Source organism: Robiginitalea biformata HTCC2501 (genome assembly GCF_000024125.1).
Classification (GTDB): domain Bacteria; phylum Bacteroidota; class Bacteroidia; order Flavobacteriales; family Flavobacteriaceae; genus Robiginitalea; species Robiginitalea biformata.
Genome location: NC_013222.1, coordinates 165,166 through 184,194, shown reverse-complemented (window position 1 = coordinate 184,194; position 19,029 = coordinate 165,166). Strand labels below are relative to the sequence as shown.

Here is a 19,029-nt window from a genome sequence, read left to right as displayed (position 1 = left end):
ACGCAGCTTGCCGGCTTTTTGGTGCCCGTTTTGGAGGAATTTAACAATGCGGGGGCGTTACCCTATCCCACGAGCGCATCACTCCGCCAGGTAAACCTGGGGGGTCCCCCCATCGGAATTGCGCACCTGGATCCGATTGACCTCCCCGGCCCGGAATAATTCAAGGGCTTTTTCGGAAGGAATGGCTTGGTTGCGGTAGAAGAAGTCGGCTCCCTGCGAGGCCAGTTCCCGCAAGTGCTCTTCGGGGTCCGGCGGAGGAGGGGGCGGGGGAGGCGTAGCTCCGGGCCGGGTGCCGTGGGCTGAAGGTGCAGGAGGGGGAGGCGGGACTTCCCGTATTTCCTGTTGCTCTCCGTTTCGGGGTTTTGCTGGCTGGGCCGGTTGCGGGGGATGTGCTTGTTGTGCAGGTTGCGGGCTCCTGGCGCTATGGGGCGCCGGTACCGGATGCGGGTCCGGGGCCGGAGGGGGCGGGGGAAGCTCCGGAAAGGGTTCGGTATCCGCCCGTTGTTTGTCGCTCATTTTGGCATAGATCTGTTTCATCAGGGACACTTCATCCCCGATAATATGGATGTCGTCCCCCCGGAGCATTTCGTTGTATTTACGGGCGAGCCGTTCGTACTCCCGCATTTCGGCCCGGGTGGCCCCTTGCTGAATACTGCGCGGTTCGCCGGAAAGGGCAGAGACGCCCGGCAACTCCGCAGGGACGTCACCCCGCAATTCCGGGAAGGCGGTGTCGGGCGGGGGAATTTCCAGGATGTCCCCGGCAGGCAGGTATTCGGTTTTCCGGTCGCTGAAGCTGAAGAACAACAGGGCGCTGAGCGGTAGCAGGACCAGGCAGGTGAGCCATTTACGGCTGTGTGAAGTGGAATTTTTCATGACGATGATTCGTTTTTTGATGGATGAATAATGAAAGGCATGGGTGCATGCCGGCTGATTCGATGATTGGGTGATGACCAGCAACAGGCGCTGGTAATCTTTTCGGGAATGCCCGGAGCGGAGGACTTCCCGGTCTGCCAGGAACTCGTGGTTCAGGCGTACGGCGCGGCGGTAAAGCCAGATGACCGGATGGAACCAGAAGACCAGGCAGGCCAGCTCCATAAACAACAGGTCCAGGCTGTGCCGCTGGCGGATATGCGCTGCCTCATGGGCCAGTATCCCTTCCGGGATTTCCCCGCGCTCATAGGCGGGGCCAAACAGGAAAAGGTACCGGAAAAAGGTGTGTGGCGGTTCGTTACGGCTCAGGAGGACTTTGGTGTGGTCCGGGCCTGAAAGTCTTGGGTTCTTGCGGGTTTTTCGCACCAGGCGGATGAGGTTACGGACAAACGCCACGCCGAATAGGGACCCGCCAAGGAGGTAACCCATCCAGCCGATTGCAGGCGCGGTTGCCTCCCACGCGCCAGGCCCCGAAAGATTTTCTGTTCCCCCGGCATCTGCCACCCAGTTAACGAATGTAGGCGAGAGCAGGGCAACGGTCCGGACCATGGGAATGACCGGGATCACCAGGCCTGCCACCAGGCTGGCCAGGAGGTAATAGCGTTTGAAGCTGTGATTGGTCTGCCGTTCCAGCACAAAATGGTAGAACAGGTAAAACACCAGGAGGCAGGCCGTACTTTTCAGCAGGTAGGTGACCATGGCTACTTCTTTTTGATTTCTTCCTCAATGAGGGATTTCAGCTCCTCGAGCTGTTCCCGGCTCAGGTCGGCCTCCCGGGTAAAGAACGAGGCAAACTGGGCGGTACTGTCGTTGAAAAAATTGGCGATGAGCTTGTTAAAGTGGCCGGCAAAGTAGGCTTTCTTGCTCACCGTTGGGTAATACTCCCGGGAGCGGCCATGGGTCCTGTATGCCACATATCCTTTTTCCGCCATCCGCTTAAGTAGGGTGGCCACCGTTGTGGGGGCCGGTTTGGGATCCGGATAGGCATCTACCAGGTCTTTCAGGAAGGCCTGCTTTTGTTCCCAGAGCAGGTTCATCAGGGCTTCTTCGGTACGGGACAGTTTCATGGCAGATAATTTTGTTCTACAAACATAGAACAATAATTTTAATTCTACAAATGTAGTTTATGTTTTTCCCGGGCCGCCCCTGCCGGAACAAATAATATTGAAAGGATAAAAATTCTCGTAGCTGTTTACCCGTGCGGTTCCCATCCCCGGGCAGTATCCTGCCTTGGGGGATACCGTTCTAACCCCGCGACATTTCCGTAAAGTACCGGTAGAAATACGGGATGGTTTCGATGCCTTTCAGGTAATTCCAGATTCCGAAGTGTTCGTTGGGGGAGTGGATGGCATCGCTATCCAGGCCAAATCCCATCAGGATGATCTTGCTTTCCAGTTCCTGCTCAAACAGGGTGACTATGGGGATACTTCCGCCACCGCGTTGGGGAACCGGTGTTTTCCCAAACGTTTCCTCGTAAGCTTTGCTGGCGGCCTGGTAACCAATATGATCGATGGGTGTCACATACGCCTGCCCGCCGTGATGGGGCTTGACGGATACCCGGACCCCGGGGGGGGCGATTTTCTCAAAATGCGCGGTGAATACATCCATGATTTCCCGCCAGTCCTGGTTGGGGACTAAACGCATGGAGATCTTTGCATATGCCTTGGAGGGAATGACCGTCTTGGCGCCTTCCCCGGTATACCCGCCCCAAATCCCATTGACGTCCAGGGTGGGCCGGATGGCGTTGCGTTCGTTGGTTACGTACCCGGCTTCCCCGTGCACCGCATCGATGTCCAGGGCTTTTTTATACGCCTCCAGGTCAAAGGGCGCCTCGGCCATCAGCTCGCGTTCCTCCCGGCTGAGTTCCACAACCTTGTCGTAGAACCCCGGGATGGTGATCCGGTTGTTTTCATCGTGGAGGGAGGCGATCATTTTTGCCAGTACATTGATCGGGTTGGCTACCGCCCCGCCGTAGAGGCCGGAATGCAGGTCCCGGTTGGGCCCCGTCACTTCCACTTCAACATAGGACAGCCCCCTCAGACCGGTGGTAATGGATGGGATGTCCCGGGCAATCATCCCCGTATCCGAAATCAGGATGATGTCGTTGGAGAGCCTATCCCGGTTGGCCTTCAGGAACTCCTCGAGGCTTACGCTCCCCACTTCTTCTTCCCCTTCGACCATAAACTTGACGTTGCAGGGGAGCTTATTTTCCCGGATCATGTACTCCAGAGCCTTCACGTGCATGTAAAACTGGCCTTTGTCGTCAGAGGCCCCGCGGGCGTAAATGGCACCTTCCGGATGGAGTTCCGTCTCGCGGATCACCGGTTCAAAGGGAGGCGAGTCCCACAGGTCTACCGGGTCCGGCGGTTGAACGTCGTAGTGGCCGTATACCAGTACCGTGGGCAACTCCGGGTCCAGGATTTTCTCCCCGTAAACGATGGGATATCCCTCGGTATCGCAGACCTCCACGTTGTCACATCCGGCATGTATCAATGCCTGGGCTACGGCACCTGCAGTTTCCAGGACATCCTGGGAAAATGCCGGGTCGGCGCTGATGGAGGGGAGTCGGAGTAGTTGGAGGAGTTCCTGCACAAAGCGTTCCTTGTGCGCGGCTATATACGAACCTGGTGAGGGCATGGGTTACAATTTGTCTAAAACCAAACTTACGAAAAAGAAGTTTCTTAAATGCTTGCGGAAAATGACCGTCATACCGGACTTTTTCGTATTTTTCTAAGGCCTTCCCCCTGAGTAACCTGCTTTTATAACCGACCATCATGCGCAAACCACTGCATTCGGCCCGCACCATCTCCTGGATGTGCCTGGCCGTCCTATCTCTTTTTTGTAGCCATTCCCTTACCGCCCAGGAACAGATCGGGCGGCCCATGATCAACAATTACAACTACCAGGACTATCAGGGGGCCCCGATTAACTGGTGGGCCCTCGAGGACGACCAGGGCAATATGTATTTTGCCAACCAATTCCAGCTCCTGCAATACGACGGGGTAAATTGGAAAGGTATTGAAACGGAATCCGGCTGTCGCAGTCTGGCCAAGGGCGAAGACGGTACTATTTATGTGGGCGGCACTGGTTCCCTGGGTTATATCAGCGCTACCGAAAATGGTACCTACGAGTATGTTTCCATGGTGAAACAGCTCCCGGAAGAGCATCAGGCCTTCGAAGATGTTTGGTTTGTGGATTCTTTCAAGGGCCGGATTTATTTCTGGACAGAATACAAGGTATTTATTTGGGATGGCACCCGGATGAAGGTTCTGGTGTCTGAGCACAGGCTGCACGTGAGTGCGATTGTGGATGACACCTACTACATTCGCATTTGGGACGTCGGACTCTCCGTGTTGAATGACCAGGACGAATTTGAATTGCTACCCAACGGGGAAAAGTTTGCCGGGGAGCGCATCTATTCCATTCTCAAATACGACGATGAGCGCATCCTCCTCGGGACGCGGACCCAGGGGTTTTTTCTGTATGACGGGAAGGATTTTACGCCGTTTAAAACAGAGATTGACGACATCATGGATGGGGAAATCTATTTGCCCGGCCTGGCCCTGGACGACGGCCGTTTCGTCATCAACTCCAACAATGTCGGTGCCTATCTCCTTAGTCACGAGGGTGAGCTTCTCCAAAAATACACATCGGAAACCGGACTCCAGGAGGGAAGTGTACTAAACCTGTACCTGGATTCCCGGGGGGTACTCTGGCTTCCGCTCTTCAATGGGATCTCCAACGTGAACCTGAACAGTAGTTTTACCACCCTGGATTCCAATATGGGGATCAATACCACGGTTTTTGAGGTTGTCCGGCATCAGGGTGTCCTGTACATGAGCAGCAACGGGGGAATCTTATACCTTGACGAATCGGACATGACGGTCCGCCCCATTGAGGGGACCTACGGGCAGGGGGGCAATTTTTTAACATTTCGGGACCGCTTGTATGTCGCAACCAATGGGATGGGGCTTATTGAAATCATCGGAACGAAGTTCAGGGACGTTCGACGCGATCAGAATTACGATTTCAGGGCTCAGTATTTATGGCAAAGTACTTTTGACCCCAACCGCATTTTTGTAACCTATAATACGGGATTGAAAACTTTTTTCTACAATGAAACCACCCGGCAACTTGAAGAGGAATCTACCACCACCAAATTCATAGCGGGAACGGGGAATATCATCGAGGAGCCGGATGGTTCCCTCTGGCTGGATACGACTTCCGACGGGGAAGTGCTGAAGGTCATCCCGGATATATCAAACGGGGCAATGAACCTGGACAACTCTGAATTGATTTACTATGGACCGGAGCAGGGCCTGCCGGATTCCGGCCTGGGGCTCTACGAAATCTTCGACGAAAAAGTGATTTTCTCCGGGGAGGTTGAAGCAACCTTTGGGTACAATGCATCCACGGACCGTTTCGAGGAGAAGGAATTCTTTTTTGAGGAGTATATCGATTGGGACCGGCCGGGTTCGCAGGGTTTCACCAGTGAAGATGGAAAACACTGGTTTAATAGCGGGGCGGGCATCATGATTGCCGAAAAAAAGGCGGATGGGAAAATTTCGGTAAACACCGATACATTCCGGGAACTCAAGAATAATCGCATTTTTACAATTTACCCCGAAGAACCCGATGCCGAAGGCAACTGGGTAGTCTGGTTTTCCGGGCCTGGCGGCGTGATCCGCTACCAGGGACAATTGGATAAGCCGAGCATCCCTGAATTCCAGGTAAACGTCCGGAGCATCACAATGTCAGGGGATTCCCTGCTATACGCCGGCAATATCGCCTACCCCGGGGACCTGGAGATCGACTATGAAAACAATTCGATGACCTTCGGGTATGCCGCGCCCCTGTTTATCGGACAAAAGGATATGAAATACAGTACCTGGCTGACGGGCCTGGACGACGACTGGTCCGACTGGACGGCCCAGACCAGTCGGGAATATATCAACCTGCCCCCGGGCAGTTATACTTTCAAAGTGCGGGCGCAAAACGTATACGGGGATATTTCCGAAGAAGCCTCCGTTCCCTTTAGCATCGACTACCCCTGGTACCGTTCCTGGTGGGCCTATGCGCTCTACCTGATCGGGTTCCTGGCAATTATCTGGATGGCGGTCAAGGCCCGTACCGGCATCCTGCTAAACCAGCAGAAAGTGCTGGAAGACCGGGTGGAGGAGCGCACCCGGGAAGTGCAGCAACGCCTCAATGAACTGGCCACTGTAAATTCGGTTTCCCAGGCCCTGAACGACAAGCTGGAACTCAACGCGCTCATCCAGTTGGTCGGGAAAAAGATGAAGGACGTGTTCAATTCGGACATCACCTACCTGGCCATCCTGGACGAGGAGACCAACGTAATCAATTTTGTATACCAGGACGGGGACGAGATGCCGCCCATGCAACTCGGGGAAGGCCTCACCTCCCGGATCATCCAGAGCGGGGAGCCGTTGCTGATCAACCGGGATACGGATATCATGGCGGAATACAACAAACACGGGATCAAACAGACCGGGAAACAGGCCATCTCCTACCTGGGGGTGCCGATCCCGGTAGAGGACAAGATCATCGGGGTATTGAGCGTGCAGAGCACCAAGCAGGCGAGCCGCTTTACCCAGGAGGACAAAAAATTGCTAACCACCATCGCCATCAACGTGGGCGTGGCCCTGCACAATGCGGACCTGTATGAACAGGCCAGGGAAGCCAAGGCCCGGGCGGAAGATGCCAACGAGGCCAAAAGCGCCTTCCTCTCCACCGTGAGCCACGAGCTGCGGACGCCCCTGACATCGGTCCTGGGCTTTGCAAAGATCATCCGCAAGCGGTTGACCGAGAAAATCTTCCCGGCCGTTACGGTAGACGACCAGAAGATCAAGCGTACCATGAAACAGGTGAGCGAAAACCTCGATGTGGTGGTTTCCGAAGGGGAGCGCCTGACTACGCTGATCAACGATGTACTGGATTTGGCCAAGATCGAATCGGGGCGGATGGACTGGAACATGAAACCCATCTTCCTCCAGGACGTGATCGGCCGGGCTGTATCTGCCACTTCCTCCCTCTTTGAGGAGAAGAAACTGCAACTTAAAAAGAACGTGCCGGACGACCTGCCGCTTATCAACGGGGATGAGGACAAACTCATACAGGTAGTGATCAACCTGCTTTCGAACGCCGTAAAATTCACCAAAAAAGGCTCGGTGACCATCGATGCCTACCGGGAGGAGAACCAGCTGATCGTCGAGGTCCAGGACACAGGGATCGGCATAGCGGAAGAGGACAAGCACAAGATATTCGAACGATTCCGCCAGGCGGGAGACACCCTCACCGACAAGCCCCAGGGCACCGGTCTGGGCCTGCCCATCTGCCGGGAAATCATCGAACACCACGGCGGGATCATCTGGATGAAGAGCGAACCCGGCGTGGGCAGCACCTTCTTTTTCTCCATCCCGATGATGGGGGAGGGCAGCGACCAGCCCATCCAGCTGGAGCGGATCCTCAAGAGCCTCAAGAAGCAAATCAAGCACTCCTCCCAGGTGAAGTCCCAGGAATCCGCCACCATCCTGGTGGTAGACGACGATACCCCGATCCGTTCACTGCTCCGGCAGGAGCTTTCCGATGCGGGGTACCAGGTTAAGGAAGCCGCCAACGGCAAGGCCGCCCTGGACATGGTGCGAATCAGCAAGCCCGACCTGATTATCCTGGATGTGATGATGCCCGAGATCAACGGGTTCGACGTAGCTGCCGTGCTCAAAAACGACCCGGCAACCATGGATATTCCGATTATCATCCTGTCTATTGTCCAGGACAAGGAGCGCGGGCTGCGAATTGGAGTGGACCGCTACCTGACCAAACCCATCGATACGGAGAAGCTGTTCCACGAGGTGGATGAACTCCTGGAACAGGGGGTGTCCCATAAACGGGTCCTGGTGGTTGACGAGGACACTTCTACCGTCAAATCCCTGAGCGATATGCTTTCGGCCCGGGGGTATAAGGTGATGGAAGCCAATCCGGACAGCCTCATGGACATGGCATTCGAAGTCAAGCCGGACATCATCATGCTGAAATCCATCCGGAACGGGGACGAAAAAAGCCTGAAAGAACTGAAACTGAAAGCGGGGATGGAAAACGTGATGTTTTTCGTGTACCAGTAACCCCGGAATTAAAAACCCACTGCGCATATGAATAAAAAATTATTGATTGTCGACGACGAAGCCCATATACGGATGCTGATTGAACAAACCCTGGAAGACCTGGAGGACGAAGGTGTCCAGCTGCTGTTTGCGGACAACGGAGAGGCTGCCCTCAGCATTATCCAGAAGGAGAAACCCGACCTGGTCTTCCTGGATGTGATGATGCCGAAGATGAACGGGATGGAGGTCTGCCAGCGCGTCAAAAAAGAACTAAAGCTCACCGATACCTATATCATTTTACTCACGGCCAAGGGCCAGGAAGTAGACCGGCAAAAAGGCCTGGATATGGGTGCGGACAAGTACATGACCAAACCATTCGACCCGGACGAGATGTTTGAGATTGCTGAGGAAATCCTGATGAAATAAACCGCAGCGCACCATGAAACTCTCCACCTCCCAAAAGGCGCTTCGCCAGGTCCTCAAACGGGACGCCACCATCCGGAACCTCCTGGAGGGGCTCTGTGAGAAACTCGGTGTTACCTTCTGCTTTGAGGATCCGCAGGGACAGGTGCTTTGGGGAAAGCGGGACGATGCCTCCCGGGCGATTCCCATGGAGAACGACGGGGAACCTCTCGGGACCTTCTATTCCGCGGATGAGAATGCACAGCCGGTTATGGAAACCCTGAAAGTCCTTTTTCTCAAAGAATGGGAAAAGAAAAAAATCGGGAAGGAAGTCCTCGGGCTGTATCGGGAGATCAACATGATCTACGGCCTCAGCGAAATGATCTCGGAAAAGATCGATGCGGAATCGATTGCACAAGTTACCCTGCAGGAGGCGGCCCAGATCATCGACACCACCCACGGCCTGTTTTTGATGTATGACCCCGAGCAGGACCGGGTCATTGAAGTGGCGGATTTTGGGGATAACCCGAAAAGGAGCTCCTTTGTCAAGAACCAGGAAGCACTTCTCAAGGAGTTGATCCGTCGGGGGACGTCGGCCATTGTCCCGGGTTCGCGCGTGGCGGCCAATCCGGCCCTGAGCCACCTGAAGGCGGTGATGTACGCCCCGCTCAAGGTCAAGCACCGCACACTCGGCATGGTGATCCTCGGCCATGAGGATGCCGTGGAATACACGGCCGCGGAACTCAAGCTGCTCACCACCATTACGCTGCAGTCGGCCACGGCGATCGAAAGCGCCCACCTGTACCAGAAGGGGCTTGCGGAAGTCAAGGAACGGGAAGAAGCCATCCGAAAAGTCCACGATGCCAGCCAGAAATTCGTCCCCTCGGAGTTCATCAAATCCCTGGGAAAAGTGCGGATTACCGAGGTGGAGCTCGGCGACCTCGTAGAGCGGGAGGTTACGGTCGTATTTGCCGATATCCGCGGTTTTACGACCCTGTCGGAATCCATCAGCCCAAGGGACAACTTTTTGTTCGTCAATGGGTTTAACAACCGGATGGGGCCAATCATCCGCAGAAACGGGGGCTTTATCATGCAATACCTCGGCGACGGGTTTATGGCCCTTTTCCCGGAAGGCGCCCAGGGCGCGCTGAATGCCTCGGTACAGATGCAGGAGCTGTTGCGCGAATACAACGCGGAACGGGCCGCAAAAAAGCGGCTGCCTGTCCAGGTGGGGGTTGGGATGCAGAACGGCAAACTGATTATGGGCATCACCGGCGACAGTGAGCGCCTGGATGCGGCCATCATCTCGGACACGGTAAACACGGCCGCCCGTATTGAGGGGCTTTCAAAGCACTATGGGGCCTCCATCCTGCTCACGGAGGAATGCCGGGAAAACCTCACCGATCCCGGGGCCTTTGATTTTCGCTATCTCGGCCAGGTCCAGCTCAAGGGAAAGAACAAACCCATTGACCTCTATGAATGCATTGACGGGGACGCAGAGGATTTACGGGCCCACAAGATCCAGCACCTGCCGACCTTTGATGAGGCCATGGACCATTATTTCAACCGTGATTTTGCCATGGCCGCTGTCACCTTTCAGAGAATCTTCAAGATGCATGAAAACGACCTGCCGGCTAAACTATTCCTGAATCGTTCCGCCCACCTGATCACCCAGGACCTCGGGGACGATTGGAAGGGCGTGGAAACGATGACTACCAAGTGAGGCAAGGGCTACCCGAGCCAAAGATGCCCTGAAGTTGTCCGGGCAATTCGAAATTTGATTTATATTTGCAGACCTTTTGCCCTTTGGGCAGGGAATTGCAGGCGTGGTGGAATTGGTAGACACGCTAGATTTAGGATCTAGTGCCGCAAGGTGTGTGAGTTCGAGTCTCTCCGCCTGCACACGGGAGATGCCGGCTTCTTCGGGGGCCGGCTTTTTTATTTTGGATTCACCTGGGTTCATCAGGAATCCGGACATATGAATACTGTACTGCTAATATTAGCCCTCAATTTAGCCGGAACGTGATAGCCCGGGACTACCCAAATAGGCACCTACCTTAATTCCCGGCTTTCGGGTAAATACATATATGCATCCTGGTCGTGCAGAAAACCGGTTGGGGTCCTGCCGGTGATCAGCTTAAAATCCTTTGTAAAATGTGCCTGATCAAAATACCCGCAGTGGTAGGCCACATTTGTAAGATTTAAATCACTGCGAGATTGCATGGCGTTCATCACTTTACCAATTCTCAGGAGCCTGAGGTATTTCTTTGGTGAGATGCCCATTACTTCCTTGAATTTTCGTTCGAGTTGACGCTGACTGATATTGAGTTCAGCACTCACATCCTTCAGATCGCCGGTGGCCGATTGACGCAATATCTGGGTCGCTTTGGTAAAATAATTCGAAGTTTCCGGCTGCTTCGATAAAAGGGCAAAGAGGTGTTTTTCAGTTATTGCAATCCTCTCAGCAGTGGTGTCCAGCTCCCGAAGCCGGTGACAGAGATCCCGGAATCCGGGGTCCAGGATTTGTTCTATATCGGCGTAGGATTCCAAAATATCCGGGCCTCCTAGCTTAAGGATTATGGAAAGAGCTTCCGGCTTGAAGCGAATGGCAAATACCGTGACGCTCTGGCTGAAATGAACCTGGTAAGGTTGGCAAAACATCCCGATCAACATATAGTCCGGGGTGGCGGTAAGGCCCCGCGACCCAGGCAGGCGGCAATATGTTTCCTCCAGGTGGACAATCAATTCCAGACATCCGTTGGGGATTACGGTAAGGCTGCTTTCGGGTAAGGCCTGGCTATTCATTTCACCAGTAAAATAGCAGGCAATATACGGGGCCAACTGATTGGCAGGCTGGAATTCCTGGATAGTGTGCATAATGGATGGGATTCCTGTAATTTATTAATCCTGAAAAGCCAAGACAAGCTTTGATGGGCGTTTTTGTCCTTTCAGGCAATATTTTCCCAGACTTCCCGCAGTACCTGGTCTAAATCGAGTAAGGTCTGTCTGCAATCTCCGTTAAACGAAGAACCATGCATGGTCGCCAGTGTCGTTGGCCGCAGGTCTGCCAGCTGGTTGAGGATGGAGCCGGTCCGTTTTGTGTAAGGGGTATAGCCCATTAGCGGACCATTTTCAAATTCGAGCAAGGATTGACTATGGAGGTCCAGGATGTCTGAATCTGTTAATTCTTTCACGTCCCCGTTCTGATGCAGCAGATCGGAGCAAAGCAGGGTTTTATTGGTTTCTTCAAATAAAACCCCGGCATCCCAGCCGTGTGGCAAATGTGGGGTGCGGATAAACCGATACCGGTACTTGCCTGTTGAAAGAATGGCATCCTGAGCCATAGCGTGGGCCGGCCGGATTGAAAAATCCCCCATGTTTACCAGTGCACCGACTTCACTGCAAACAGGTTGTGCATGGGGGGCAATTTGCAACCACTCATTAAGGGCTCCGCATTCATCGACTTCAAAGTGGCTGAAGCCAATCCACTTAATATCGGCCGGGTTGATTAATGAGCTTACTGCCTCTCGTAAAACCGGAAAGAGTTGTTTCATCCCCGCATGATAGAGCATGGGTTGTTCGTCCCGAATAAGAAAATGATTGAATTGCAAATTCATTTCCGGGATATAGATGGAGATGCGGAATACGTCCGGGGCAATTTCTGTAATTTTCATAATGCACGGTTGTTAGGAATTCACCCCAAGGTACATATGCATACAGATAATTAATTGTAAAAAACCGACACGACTATCCAAAATGCTACCCGCCTTTTGGTTGACAAGAAGAAAAACCTCGAGAAAGGAATAACAATCACATCTGCGAATCCCACTCCTCGGGGATGGGCCCGGGGATGGCTTCCGGGTCATCGCCCACCATCTGCCGGATATCGATTTCAATGCCCCGGGACATGGTGGTGATGGGCACGTCGTTCGGATTCCCTTCGAACGGGTTTTCCGAGACATCGCCAATGCGCTCCATGGAAAGGAATATCCAGGAAATTACCACGCTGAACGGCACGGACAACCAAACAAAGTTCAGGGCAATAAACCGAAATACCGGATTCTGGTCCCCGGTTTCCAGCAGGGACTGGCCAATTTGGTCGAATTCGCTCATCAGGGCAAAGGGTAACAGGAGGATAAACAACCAGACAAAATACAAATTGAGTGTGGCAAATTGCCGGGGGTAGGGGAAGTTTTTGATCCGCTCGGCCTGGCCCTGAAGGGTGAAGAGCTCCGTGATCATGCCCTGCATTTCCATATGCCGGAAGTCTTCAATCAGCCCATTTTGCCGTAATTCGGCCAGGTGTTTGGACTGCAGGGTCAGACAGGCAGACTGCTTGTTTTTCAAACTGAGCACATAGCGTTTTTCTTCGTCGGAAAGATACCCCTCCAATTCATCTTCCAGGGAATAGGTGTACTCGCGGATTTCCATACGCTCCATATACTTTTGGTCAATCTTGTTGTATGCGGTGACTTCCCAGGGTTTCTTTACGCGTAGCGCGTGCCGGAGGGAAGTCATCCACGCCACATGGCGCAGGACCATGGCGACCCGTATGGCTTGCAAATCTTTGGGGCTTTTCGGGGTGTCGGCGAATTGGTTGGTGATAAAGTCATTGATCATCGCGGTAAAGGAGCGGGAGGTGTTCACAATGCCGCCCCAGATTTTTCGCGCTTCCCAGAGCCGGCCATAGGAAGCATTGTTTTTAAACCCGATGATAAAGGCAAGGGCCGTACCCACCAGCCCGATGGGAAGCCAGGGGAGGTGCAGCCATTTCCACCCCAGTAAATGGTAGGGCAGGACCGGGATGACGGCAATGATTATAAAAAAAAAATATAGCGCCGGGTCCATCTCAGGAATATCGGCAGTGGATAATTGCGTCTGGTATACATGATTCAGGTTGGATGATTATGATTTTTTATTCTTCGGTTACAGGCATATGCAGTTTAACGGTTTTTCCCGCCTCCGCGCTCCGGCGCGCCGCATCGAGGATTTCCATGACGATCAGGTTGTTCTCCAGGGAGGAGAGGGCCATGGGCTCGGGATGGACATTGCCACGCACGACGGCGGTGAAATAGAGGAAGGGGTCGTTCATGGGGGCGGGCCGCTCTTCCAGGCGGAGGGATTCTTCCCGGAACCCGTCATAGCCCTCCGCTATCCGCACCCGGAAATCGTGGCGGTTATCCGCAAACACCGACCCGGTAAGCCCGTGGATCACCAGGTCCTTGCGCCCGATGGGCCAGTTCCAGGAGGCTTCGATAATGCCCGTGGCACCGGGGTATTCCAGGAGCACGATGGCCTCGTCCTCCACTTCCGGGTTATTTTCCGGCTGCAATTGCCGGGTGATGGCGGTGACGCATTCGGGCCGCTGCCCGTTCATCAGCCAGGTGATCAGGTTGGCCCCGTAACAGCCAAAATCGGTCAGGGCGCCCCCTCCGTTGAGCTCCGGGTCTGTCAGCCAGGCGAGGAATTCCGGCGGCACCCCGATTTTCTTCGGGCCCCGGTGCCCGTCCCGGACCCGGATCTTCCGGATGGCCCCGATGGCTGAGTCGCCGACCGCCCTGCGATACGCCTCGTGGTTGCTCGGGTACCAGGTGGTTTCGTAATTGGTCAGGAGATGGATATTGTTTTCCATGGCCAGGGCCGCCATTTCCCTTGCGTGCTCCAGGTTCACCGCCAGGGGTTTTTCCACCATGACGTGTATGCCGCGGGGCGCGCAGGCCTTTACGATGTCCAGGTGGTCGTAAATCGTGCCGAAGGCGGAAACCGCCTCGGGGTTCTCCGCATCGAGCATGGCCTCGAGGCTCTCGTAGACGCGATCGGCGGGGTAGCCGTACTGCTCGCAGTATTTCCGGGCCACTTCCCGGTTGGGCTCGGCGATTCCGGCAATTTCGATATCCCCCCGGACAGCGCTTGAAAATACCCAGTTCACATGCCCGTGGGTCAGGCCGGCCACCCCCACGCGCATCGGGGCATTCGCGGATAGCGGATTGCGGCTTTCTGCAACTTCCGGCTGGGCCAGGGCATAACCGCTGGCCAGGAGGAAAAGGAGGAGGGCCAGCAGTAGCCGGCCGATGTTTCTTGTGGGCAACCGGCCTAAAGGCTTCGGAAATCGGGAAATTCGCATGTTGGGTGGTGGTTTGTGTATCTAAATGTAGGGAAATCACCCCAAAGCCAGCCCGATATCCCGTTACGGGGTGGCCAGCCGCCAGCGACACGGAATTTTCGGCGGGCGCCCGTTGCTTCCTCCCCGACTTTTCCTATTTTAGTAAAACGTGTCTGAAGTACACGTGGCTATGCAGCCGGGTGACTGAGTTGCCGAATGGCCGGTGGCCCCCCTGCCAAACTGAACAAACAACCATGACCTTTATCCGGGAAGACTTCTTATTGGAATCCCCCCAGGCCCGTACGCTGTATTTCGACTACGCCGCAGACCTGCCGATCATCGACTACCACAACCACCTTTCCCCCCGGCAAATTGCCACGGACCACAATTTCGAAAATAGTACCCAGGCCTGGCTCTCGGGCGACCACTACAAATGGCGCGCCATGCGCACCCTGGGGATCGGGGAGGAATATATCACGGGGGACGCCCCGGACGAAGAGAAGTTTATGAAATGGGCCTGGGCGGTCCCGCAAACCGTACGAAACCCCTTGTACCACTGGACCCACCTGGAGCTCCAGCGATATTTTGGGATTACCGACCTGCTGGACGAGCGAAACGCACGGGATATCTACGAGCAGACATCCCTCCGGCTGCGGCAACCTTCGCATAGTGCCCGGGGTCTGCTGGGCAGGATGCGGGTGGAAGTGGTCTGCACCACGGACGACCCGGTGGATTCCCTGGAGTTTCACCGTCAGGCGCAATCCCTTAAAACCGGCCCGCGACTGCTGCCGGCCTTCCGGCCGGATGCCGCCTATTCCATCGGTGACCCGAAGGCGTACAGCCGCTACCTGGACCGGCTCGAGACGGCCGCCGGGATGAGCATCCGCAATTACGCCGATTTGTTGCAGGCCCTGGACGCGCGCCTGGCGTATTTTCACAAACAGGGTTGCCGGATTGCCGATCACGGTTTGGGACAACTCGCTTTTTTCGCCACCCCCTACTGCGACATCGAGAAACTTTTCCGGGATGTCCAGGCCGGGCGTGTCCCAGAGGCGCAGGAGATGCGTTATTTCGAATTTGCGACCCTGAGCCACCTGTGCCGGCAATACCACAGCCGCGGCTGGGTGCAGCAGTTCCACCTGGGCGCCCTGAGGGATACCAACACGCGTATGCGGGAGACCCTGGGCCCGGATACGGGTTTCGACTCCATCGGGGACTTCCCCCAGGCCCGCGGCCTGGCGGGCTTTCTGGACCACCTGGACCGGTCGGACCAGTTGGCAAAGACCATCCTGTACAACCTGAACCCCTCCTGGAACGAGGTTTTCGCCACCATGGCGGGCAATTTCAACGACGGCAGTATCCGGGGGAAGATCCAGTTCGGTTCCGGCTGGTGGTACAACGACCAGCTCCAGGGGATGGAGCGGCAGCTGGATGCCCTGTCGAACATGGGCCTGCTCAGTTGTTTTGTGGGGATGCTGACGGATTCCCGCAGCCTGCTTTCCTTCCCCAGGCACGAGTATTTCCGCAGGCTGCTTTGCAACCTGCTGGGGGCGGATATCGAACGGGGCCGTTTACCGGACGACACCGACTTTCTGGGAAAAATCGTCCGCGACATCTGCTATTTCAATGCCAAGGCGTATTTTGATTTTTAAAACAAATGCATCCGCCCCAGTGAACCGTAAACGCACATCCCTGAAAACCATCCGAGCCTTCCTGATTGGGGCCGGCCTCTGCCTCGTGTTGGCCGGCTGCCGGCAGGGACCCCCCGGGCGGACCATCCACCTGGCCCACGGCCTGGATGTCACGCACTCCGTCCACCTGGCCATGGTGCGGATGGGGGAGGACCTCGAGCGGCTGTCGGGGGGGCGTCTGCGGATGGAAATCTTCCCGAACCAGCAACTGGGGAGCGAGCGGGAAATCCTGGAACTGCTGCAGATCGGCACCCTGGACATGACCAAGGTATCGGCGGCCACCCTGGAGAACTTTGCGCCCAAAACCCGGATCCTCGGGCTGCCCTACCTGTTTCGCGACCGGGAGGCGGCCTTCGAGATCCTGGACGGCCCAATAGGGCAGGAACTCCTGGACGACGGCCTGGAATTCTGGCTGAAGGGCCTTGGGTTTTACGATGCCGGTTTCCGGAGTTTTTACGCCATGGACCAGCCAATTACCCATCCGGATGACCTGGTGGGCAAAAAAGTCCGGGTCATGGAAAGCGTTACGGCCATCAACATGATCCGCAGCATGGGGGGCGCCCCAACCCCGATTTCCTGGGGGGAACTCTACACGGCCCTGCAGCAGGGGGTGGTAGATGCCGCCGAAAACAACCCCCCGAGTTTCTACCTGGCCCGGCACTACGAGGTCTGTAAGTACTATTCCCTGGATGAGCACACCTTCTCCCCGGACGTACTGATTGCGGGTACCCGGTTCTGGGACCAACTGAACGAGCAGGAAAAAGCCTGGATCCGGGAAGCAGCGGATAACTCCATTGCCTACCAGCGCGAATTGTGGGCCCTGGCAGAGGCGGAAGCTCTCGAAAAGGTCGCGGCGGCCGGGGTTGAAATATCCCGTCCGGACAAACGGCCCTTTGCCGAAGGGTCCCGGGAGGCTTACCGGCTTTACGAGGCCGATACCACCCTGGGCCGGCTTATCCGTCAAATTAAAGAATTTCAGCAATGAAGACCTTTCGCCAACGCCTGGACCGGTTACTCGCCTCCGCCCTGATACTTATCATGACGGCCATGGTGCTGAACGTGCTCTGGCAGGTCTTCAGCCGGTACGTATTGGGATCGCCCAGCTCGTTTACCGATGAGCTTGCCCGCTACCTGATGATCTGGCTCGGGGTGCTCGGCGCTGCCTATGTGGCCGGGAAGAACGGGCACGTAGCCATCGACATCCTCCCCCGCCGGGCGAAACCCGGGACGCAACGCCGGTTGCGGCAGGCGGTGAACTGGATTATTCTGCTCTTTTGTTTTTTCGGGCTGGTTATCGGGGGTGGCCGGCTGGTCTTTGTCACCTATGTCCTGGAACAATACTCCCCGGCCCTCCGCCTGCCGCTGGCATACGTCTACCTGGTGATCCCGCTCAGCGGCCTGATCGTCATCTACTATAAATCCCACGACCTGTTAAGGCGCTGAACCATGGAATATATCCCGCTGCTTGTCCTCATCCTGAGTTTTATCTGCCTGCTGGCCATCGGAACGCCCGTGGCCTGGAGCATCGTCGTTTCCGCCACGCTCACGCTCCTGGTGAGTATCCCGATGCTGCCGGCCCTAACGACCGTTTCCCAGCGAATAGCGGCCGGGCTGGACAGTTTTGCGCTGCTGGCCATTCCGTTTTTTGTCCTATCCGGGGAACTCATGAACCGGGGCGGCATTGCCCGCCGGCTGATCGACTTTGCCAAGACCCTGGTGGGGGCCTTGCCAGGGGGGCTGGCACTTATCAATATTATTTCCGCCATGCTCATGGGGGCCATTGCGGGTTCGGCCCTGGCCTCCGCTTCAGCCATGGGAACCATGCTCGGGCCGGAAATGGAAAAGCAGGGGTACGACAGGGAGTTCGGAGCGGCCGTGAATATCACCTCGGCTACCACCGGCCTGGTGATCCCGCCCAGTAATATCCTGATTGTCTATTCCCTGGCCAGCGGGGGCGCATCCATTGCCGCCCTCTTCCTCGCCGGCTATATCCCGGGCATCCTGACGGGTTTTTTCCTGATGGTCGTCGCCTGGGCCTGGGCGCGGAAAAAGGGATACCGGACCGGTGAGCGCAGCAGCGTCGGGCAGGTTTTCCGGACATTCCTGGATGCCGTGCCAAGCCTCTTGCTGCTGGTGGTGGTAATCGGGGGGATTGTGGCCGGGATTTTTACGGCTACCGAAGCCTCCGCCATTGCCGTCCTGTACAGTCTGGTTTTGGGCCTGGTGTATCGGGAAATCACCCTGGACAACCTGCCCCGTATCGCCCTGGACGCCTCGGCAACCACGGCTATTGTCATGCTGCTTATCGGCGCGTCCATGAGCATGTCCTGGGCACTTTCTTATGAACACATCCCCCAGGAAATCAGCGAAGGGCTGCTAGGCATTACCGACAATAAGGTGGCCATCCTGATCCTGATTAACCTGATCCTCTTGCTGGTGGGCATCTTTATGGATATGACCCCGGCGGTTTTGATATTTACCCCTATCTTTTTACCGGTGGTGACCAAATTGGGGATCGACCCGGTGCATTTCGGAATCATCATGATCCTGAACCTGTGTATCGGGCTGTGCACGCCCCCGGTGGGATCCGTGTTGTTTGTGGGCGTAGGGATTGCCAAAACCAGCATCGAAAAAGTGGTGCGGCCCCTGCTGCCGTTGTTTGTGGCCATGATCATCGCCCTGTTCCTGGTGACATATATCCCGGAACTCAGCCTGTGGCTGCCATCGCTTTTTGACCTGTAGGCCGCGCAGGCAGATGTTGCCGGGATAAAAAACGGCCGAC

14 protein-coding genes and 1 tRNA gene are annotated in these 19,029 nt (G+C 55.7%); 8 read left to right on the top strand and 7 right to left on the bottom strand.

Annotation, left to right across the window (positions count from 1 at the left end; all coding sequences use genetic code 11):
- Window positions 1-78 precede the first annotated feature (78 nt).
- The 3 genes from RB2501_RS16425 to RB2501_RS00720 all read right to left on the bottom strand — a co-directional run bounded on the left by RB2501_RS16425 (window position 79) and on the right by RB2501_RS00720 (window position 3,567).
- Window positions 79-1,629 (bottom strand): M56 family metallopeptidase, encoded by a 1,551-nt coding sequence (locus tag RB2501_RS16425; protein ID WP_012813730.1) that lies wholly within the window; start codon window positions 1,627-1,629, stop codon window positions 79-81.
- A gap of 2 nt (window positions 1,630-1,631) precedes the next feature.
- Window positions 1,632-1,997, bottom strand: a complete 366-nt coding sequence (locus tag RB2501_RS00725; protein ID WP_012813729.1) for a BlaI/MecI/CopY family transcriptional regulator — start codon at window positions 1,995-1,997, stop codon at window positions 1,632-1,634.
- Window positions 1,998-2,175: 178 nt separating this feature from the next.
- Window positions 2,176-3,567 carry a dipeptidase gene (locus tag RB2501_RS00720; protein ID WP_012813728.1) on the bottom strand — a complete coding sequence of 464 codons (1,392 nt, stop codon included), beginning with the start codon at window positions 3,565-3,567 and terminating at the stop codon, window positions 2,176-2,178.
- 137 nt (window positions 3,568-3,704) lie between these two features.
- On the opposite strand from RB2501_RS00720, the gene RB2501_RS00715 reads away from it, so the two are divergent.
- From RB2501_RS00715 to RB2501_RS00700, 4 genes are all read left to right on the top strand, one after another.
- A complete protein-coding gene (locus tag RB2501_RS00715; RefSeq protein ID WP_012813727.1) occupies window positions 3,705-8,072 on the top strand; it encodes an ATP-binding protein in 4,368 nt (1,455 codons plus the stop codon).
- A 27-nt stretch (window positions 8,073-8,099) separates the two neighbouring features.
- The gene (locus RB2501_RS00710; protein WP_012813726.1) at window positions 8,100-8,477 is read left to right on the top strand and encodes a response regulator transcription factor; all 378 of its coding nucleotides are present in this window, start codon (window positions 8,100-8,102) and stop codon (window positions 8,475-8,477) included.
- A 13-nt stretch (window positions 8,478-8,490) separates the two neighbouring features.
- The gene (locus RB2501_RS00705; RefSeq protein WP_012813725.1) at window positions 8,491-10,176 is read left to right on the top strand and encodes an adenylate/guanylate cyclase domain-containing protein; all 1,686 of its coding nucleotides are present in this window, start codon (window positions 8,491-8,493) and stop codon (window positions 10,174-10,176) included.
- A 97-nt stretch (window positions 10,177-10,273) separates the two neighbouring features.
- Window positions 10,274-10,355 (top strand) — tRNA-Leu (locus RB2501_RS00700).
- 150 nt (window positions 10,356-10,505) lie between these two features.
- Here RB2501_RS00700 and RB2501_RS00695 read toward each other — a convergent pair.
- The 4 genes from RB2501_RS00695 to RB2501_RS00680 all read right to left on the bottom strand — a co-directional run bounded on the left by RB2501_RS00695 (window position 10,506) and on the right by RB2501_RS00680 (window position 14,577).
- On the bottom strand, window positions 10,506-11,330 hold the full coding sequence (locus tag RB2501_RS00695) for a DUF6597 domain-containing transcriptional factor (RefSeq protein ID WP_012813724.1): 825 nt from the start codon (window positions 11,328-11,330) through the stop codon (window positions 10,506-10,508).
- Window positions 11,331-11,401: 71 nt separating this feature from the next.
- On the bottom strand, window positions 11,402-12,127 hold the full coding sequence (locus tag RB2501_RS00690; RefSeq protein WP_012813723.1) for an MBL fold metallo-hydrolase: 726 nt from the start codon (window positions 12,125-12,127) through the stop codon (window positions 11,402-11,404).
- 136 nt (window positions 12,128-12,263) lie between these two features.
- The gene (locus tag RB2501_RS00685; RefSeq protein WP_012813722.1) at window positions 12,264-13,301 is read right to left on the bottom strand and encodes a bestrophin family protein; all 1,038 of its coding nucleotides are present in this window, start codon (window positions 13,299-13,301) and stop codon (window positions 12,264-12,266) included.
- A gap of 67 nt (window positions 13,302-13,368) precedes the next feature.
- On the bottom strand, window positions 13,369-14,577 hold the full coding sequence (locus RB2501_RS00680) for a Gfo/Idh/MocA family protein (RefSeq protein ID WP_148214256.1): 1,209 nt from the start codon (window positions 14,575-14,577) through the stop codon (window positions 13,369-13,371).
- A gap of 233 nt (window positions 14,578-14,810) precedes the next feature.
- Here RB2501_RS00680 and uxaC point away from each other — a divergent pair, with 233 nt between their 5' ends.
- The 4 genes from uxaC to RB2501_RS00660 are packed head-to-tail and all read left to right on the top strand — an operon-like array spanning window position 14,811 to window position 18,989.
- Window positions 14,811-16,208 carry a glucuronate isomerase gene (gene uxaC, locus RB2501_RS00675; RefSeq protein WP_012813720.1) on the top strand — a complete coding sequence of 466 codons (1,398 nt, stop codon included), beginning with the start codon at window positions 14,811-14,813 and terminating at the stop codon, window positions 16,206-16,208.
- 19 nt (window positions 16,209-16,227) lie between these two features.
- The gene (locus RB2501_RS00670; protein ID WP_012813719.1) at window positions 16,228-17,232 is read left to right on the top strand and encodes a TRAP transporter substrate-binding protein; all 1,005 of its coding nucleotides are present in this window, start codon (window positions 16,228-16,230) and stop codon (window positions 17,230-17,232) included.
- Entirely contained in the window at window positions 17,229-17,690 is a 462-nt protein-coding gene (locus RB2501_RS00665; protein ID WP_012813718.1) for a TRAP transporter small permease, read from the top strand. The genes RB2501_RS00670 and RB2501_RS00665 overlap by 4 nt, the downstream gene beginning before the upstream one ends.
- A 3-nt stretch (window positions 17,691-17,693) precedes the next feature.
- Entirely contained in the window at window positions 17,694-18,989 is a 1,296-nt protein-coding gene (locus RB2501_RS00660; RefSeq protein ID WP_012813717.1) for a TRAP transporter large permease, read from the top strand.
- Window positions 18,990-19,029: the final 40 nt, after the last annotated feature.

Excerpts from the sequence above, each read along its gene's own strand:
- RB2501_RS00710 (WP_012813726.1), top strand. The coding sequence starts at position 8,100 with ATGAATAAAAAATTATTGATTGTCGACGACGAAGCCCATATACGGATG.
- RB2501_RS00685 (WP_012813722.1), bottom strand. The coding sequence starts at position 13,301 with ATGGACCCGGCGCTATATTTTTTTTTTATAATCATTGCCGTCATCCCG.
- RB2501_RS00665 (WP_012813718.1), top strand. The coding sequence starts at position 17,229 with ATGAAGACCTTTCGCCAACGCCTGGACCGGTTACTCGCCTCCGCCCTG.
- RB2501_RS00690 (WP_012813723.1), bottom strand. The coding sequence starts at position 12,127 with ATGAAAATTACAGAAATTGCCCCGGACGTATTCCGCATCTCCATCTAT.
- RB2501_RS00680 (WP_148214256.1), bottom strand. The coding sequence starts at position 14,577 with ATGCGAATTTCCCGATTTCCGAAGCCTTTAGGCCGGTTGCCCACAAGA.
- uxaC (WP_012813720.1), top strand. The coding sequence starts at position 14,811 with ATGACCTTTATCCGGGAAGACTTCTTATTGGAATCCCCCCAGGCCCGT.
- RB2501_RS00695 (WP_012813724.1), bottom strand. The coding sequence starts at position 11,330 with ATGCACACTATCCAGGAATTCCAGCCTGCCAATCAGTTGGCCCCGTAT.
- RB2501_RS00720 (WP_012813728.1), bottom strand. The coding sequence starts at position 3,567 with ATGCCCTCACCAGGTTCGTATATAGCCGCGCACAAGGAACGCTTTGTG.
- RB2501_RS00705 (WP_012813725.1), top strand. The coding sequence starts at position 8,491 with ATGAAACTCTCCACCTCCCAAAAGGCGCTTCGCCAGGTCCTCAAACGG.
- RB2501_RS00725 (WP_012813729.1), bottom strand. The coding sequence starts at position 1,997 with ATGAAACTGTCCCGTACCGAAGAAGCCCTGATGAACCTGCTCTGGGAA.
- RB2501_RS00715 (WP_012813727.1), top strand. The coding sequence starts at position 3,705 with ATGCGCAAACCACTGCATTCGGCCCGCACCATCTCCTGGATGTGCCTG.
- RB2501_RS16425 (WP_012813730.1), bottom strand. The coding sequence starts at position 1,629 with ATGGTCACCTACCTGCTGAAAAGTACGGCCTGCCTCCTGGTGTTTTAC.
- RB2501_RS00660 (WP_012813717.1), top strand. The coding sequence starts at position 17,694 with ATGGAATATATCCCGCTGCTTGTCCTCATCCTGAGTTTTATCTGCCTG.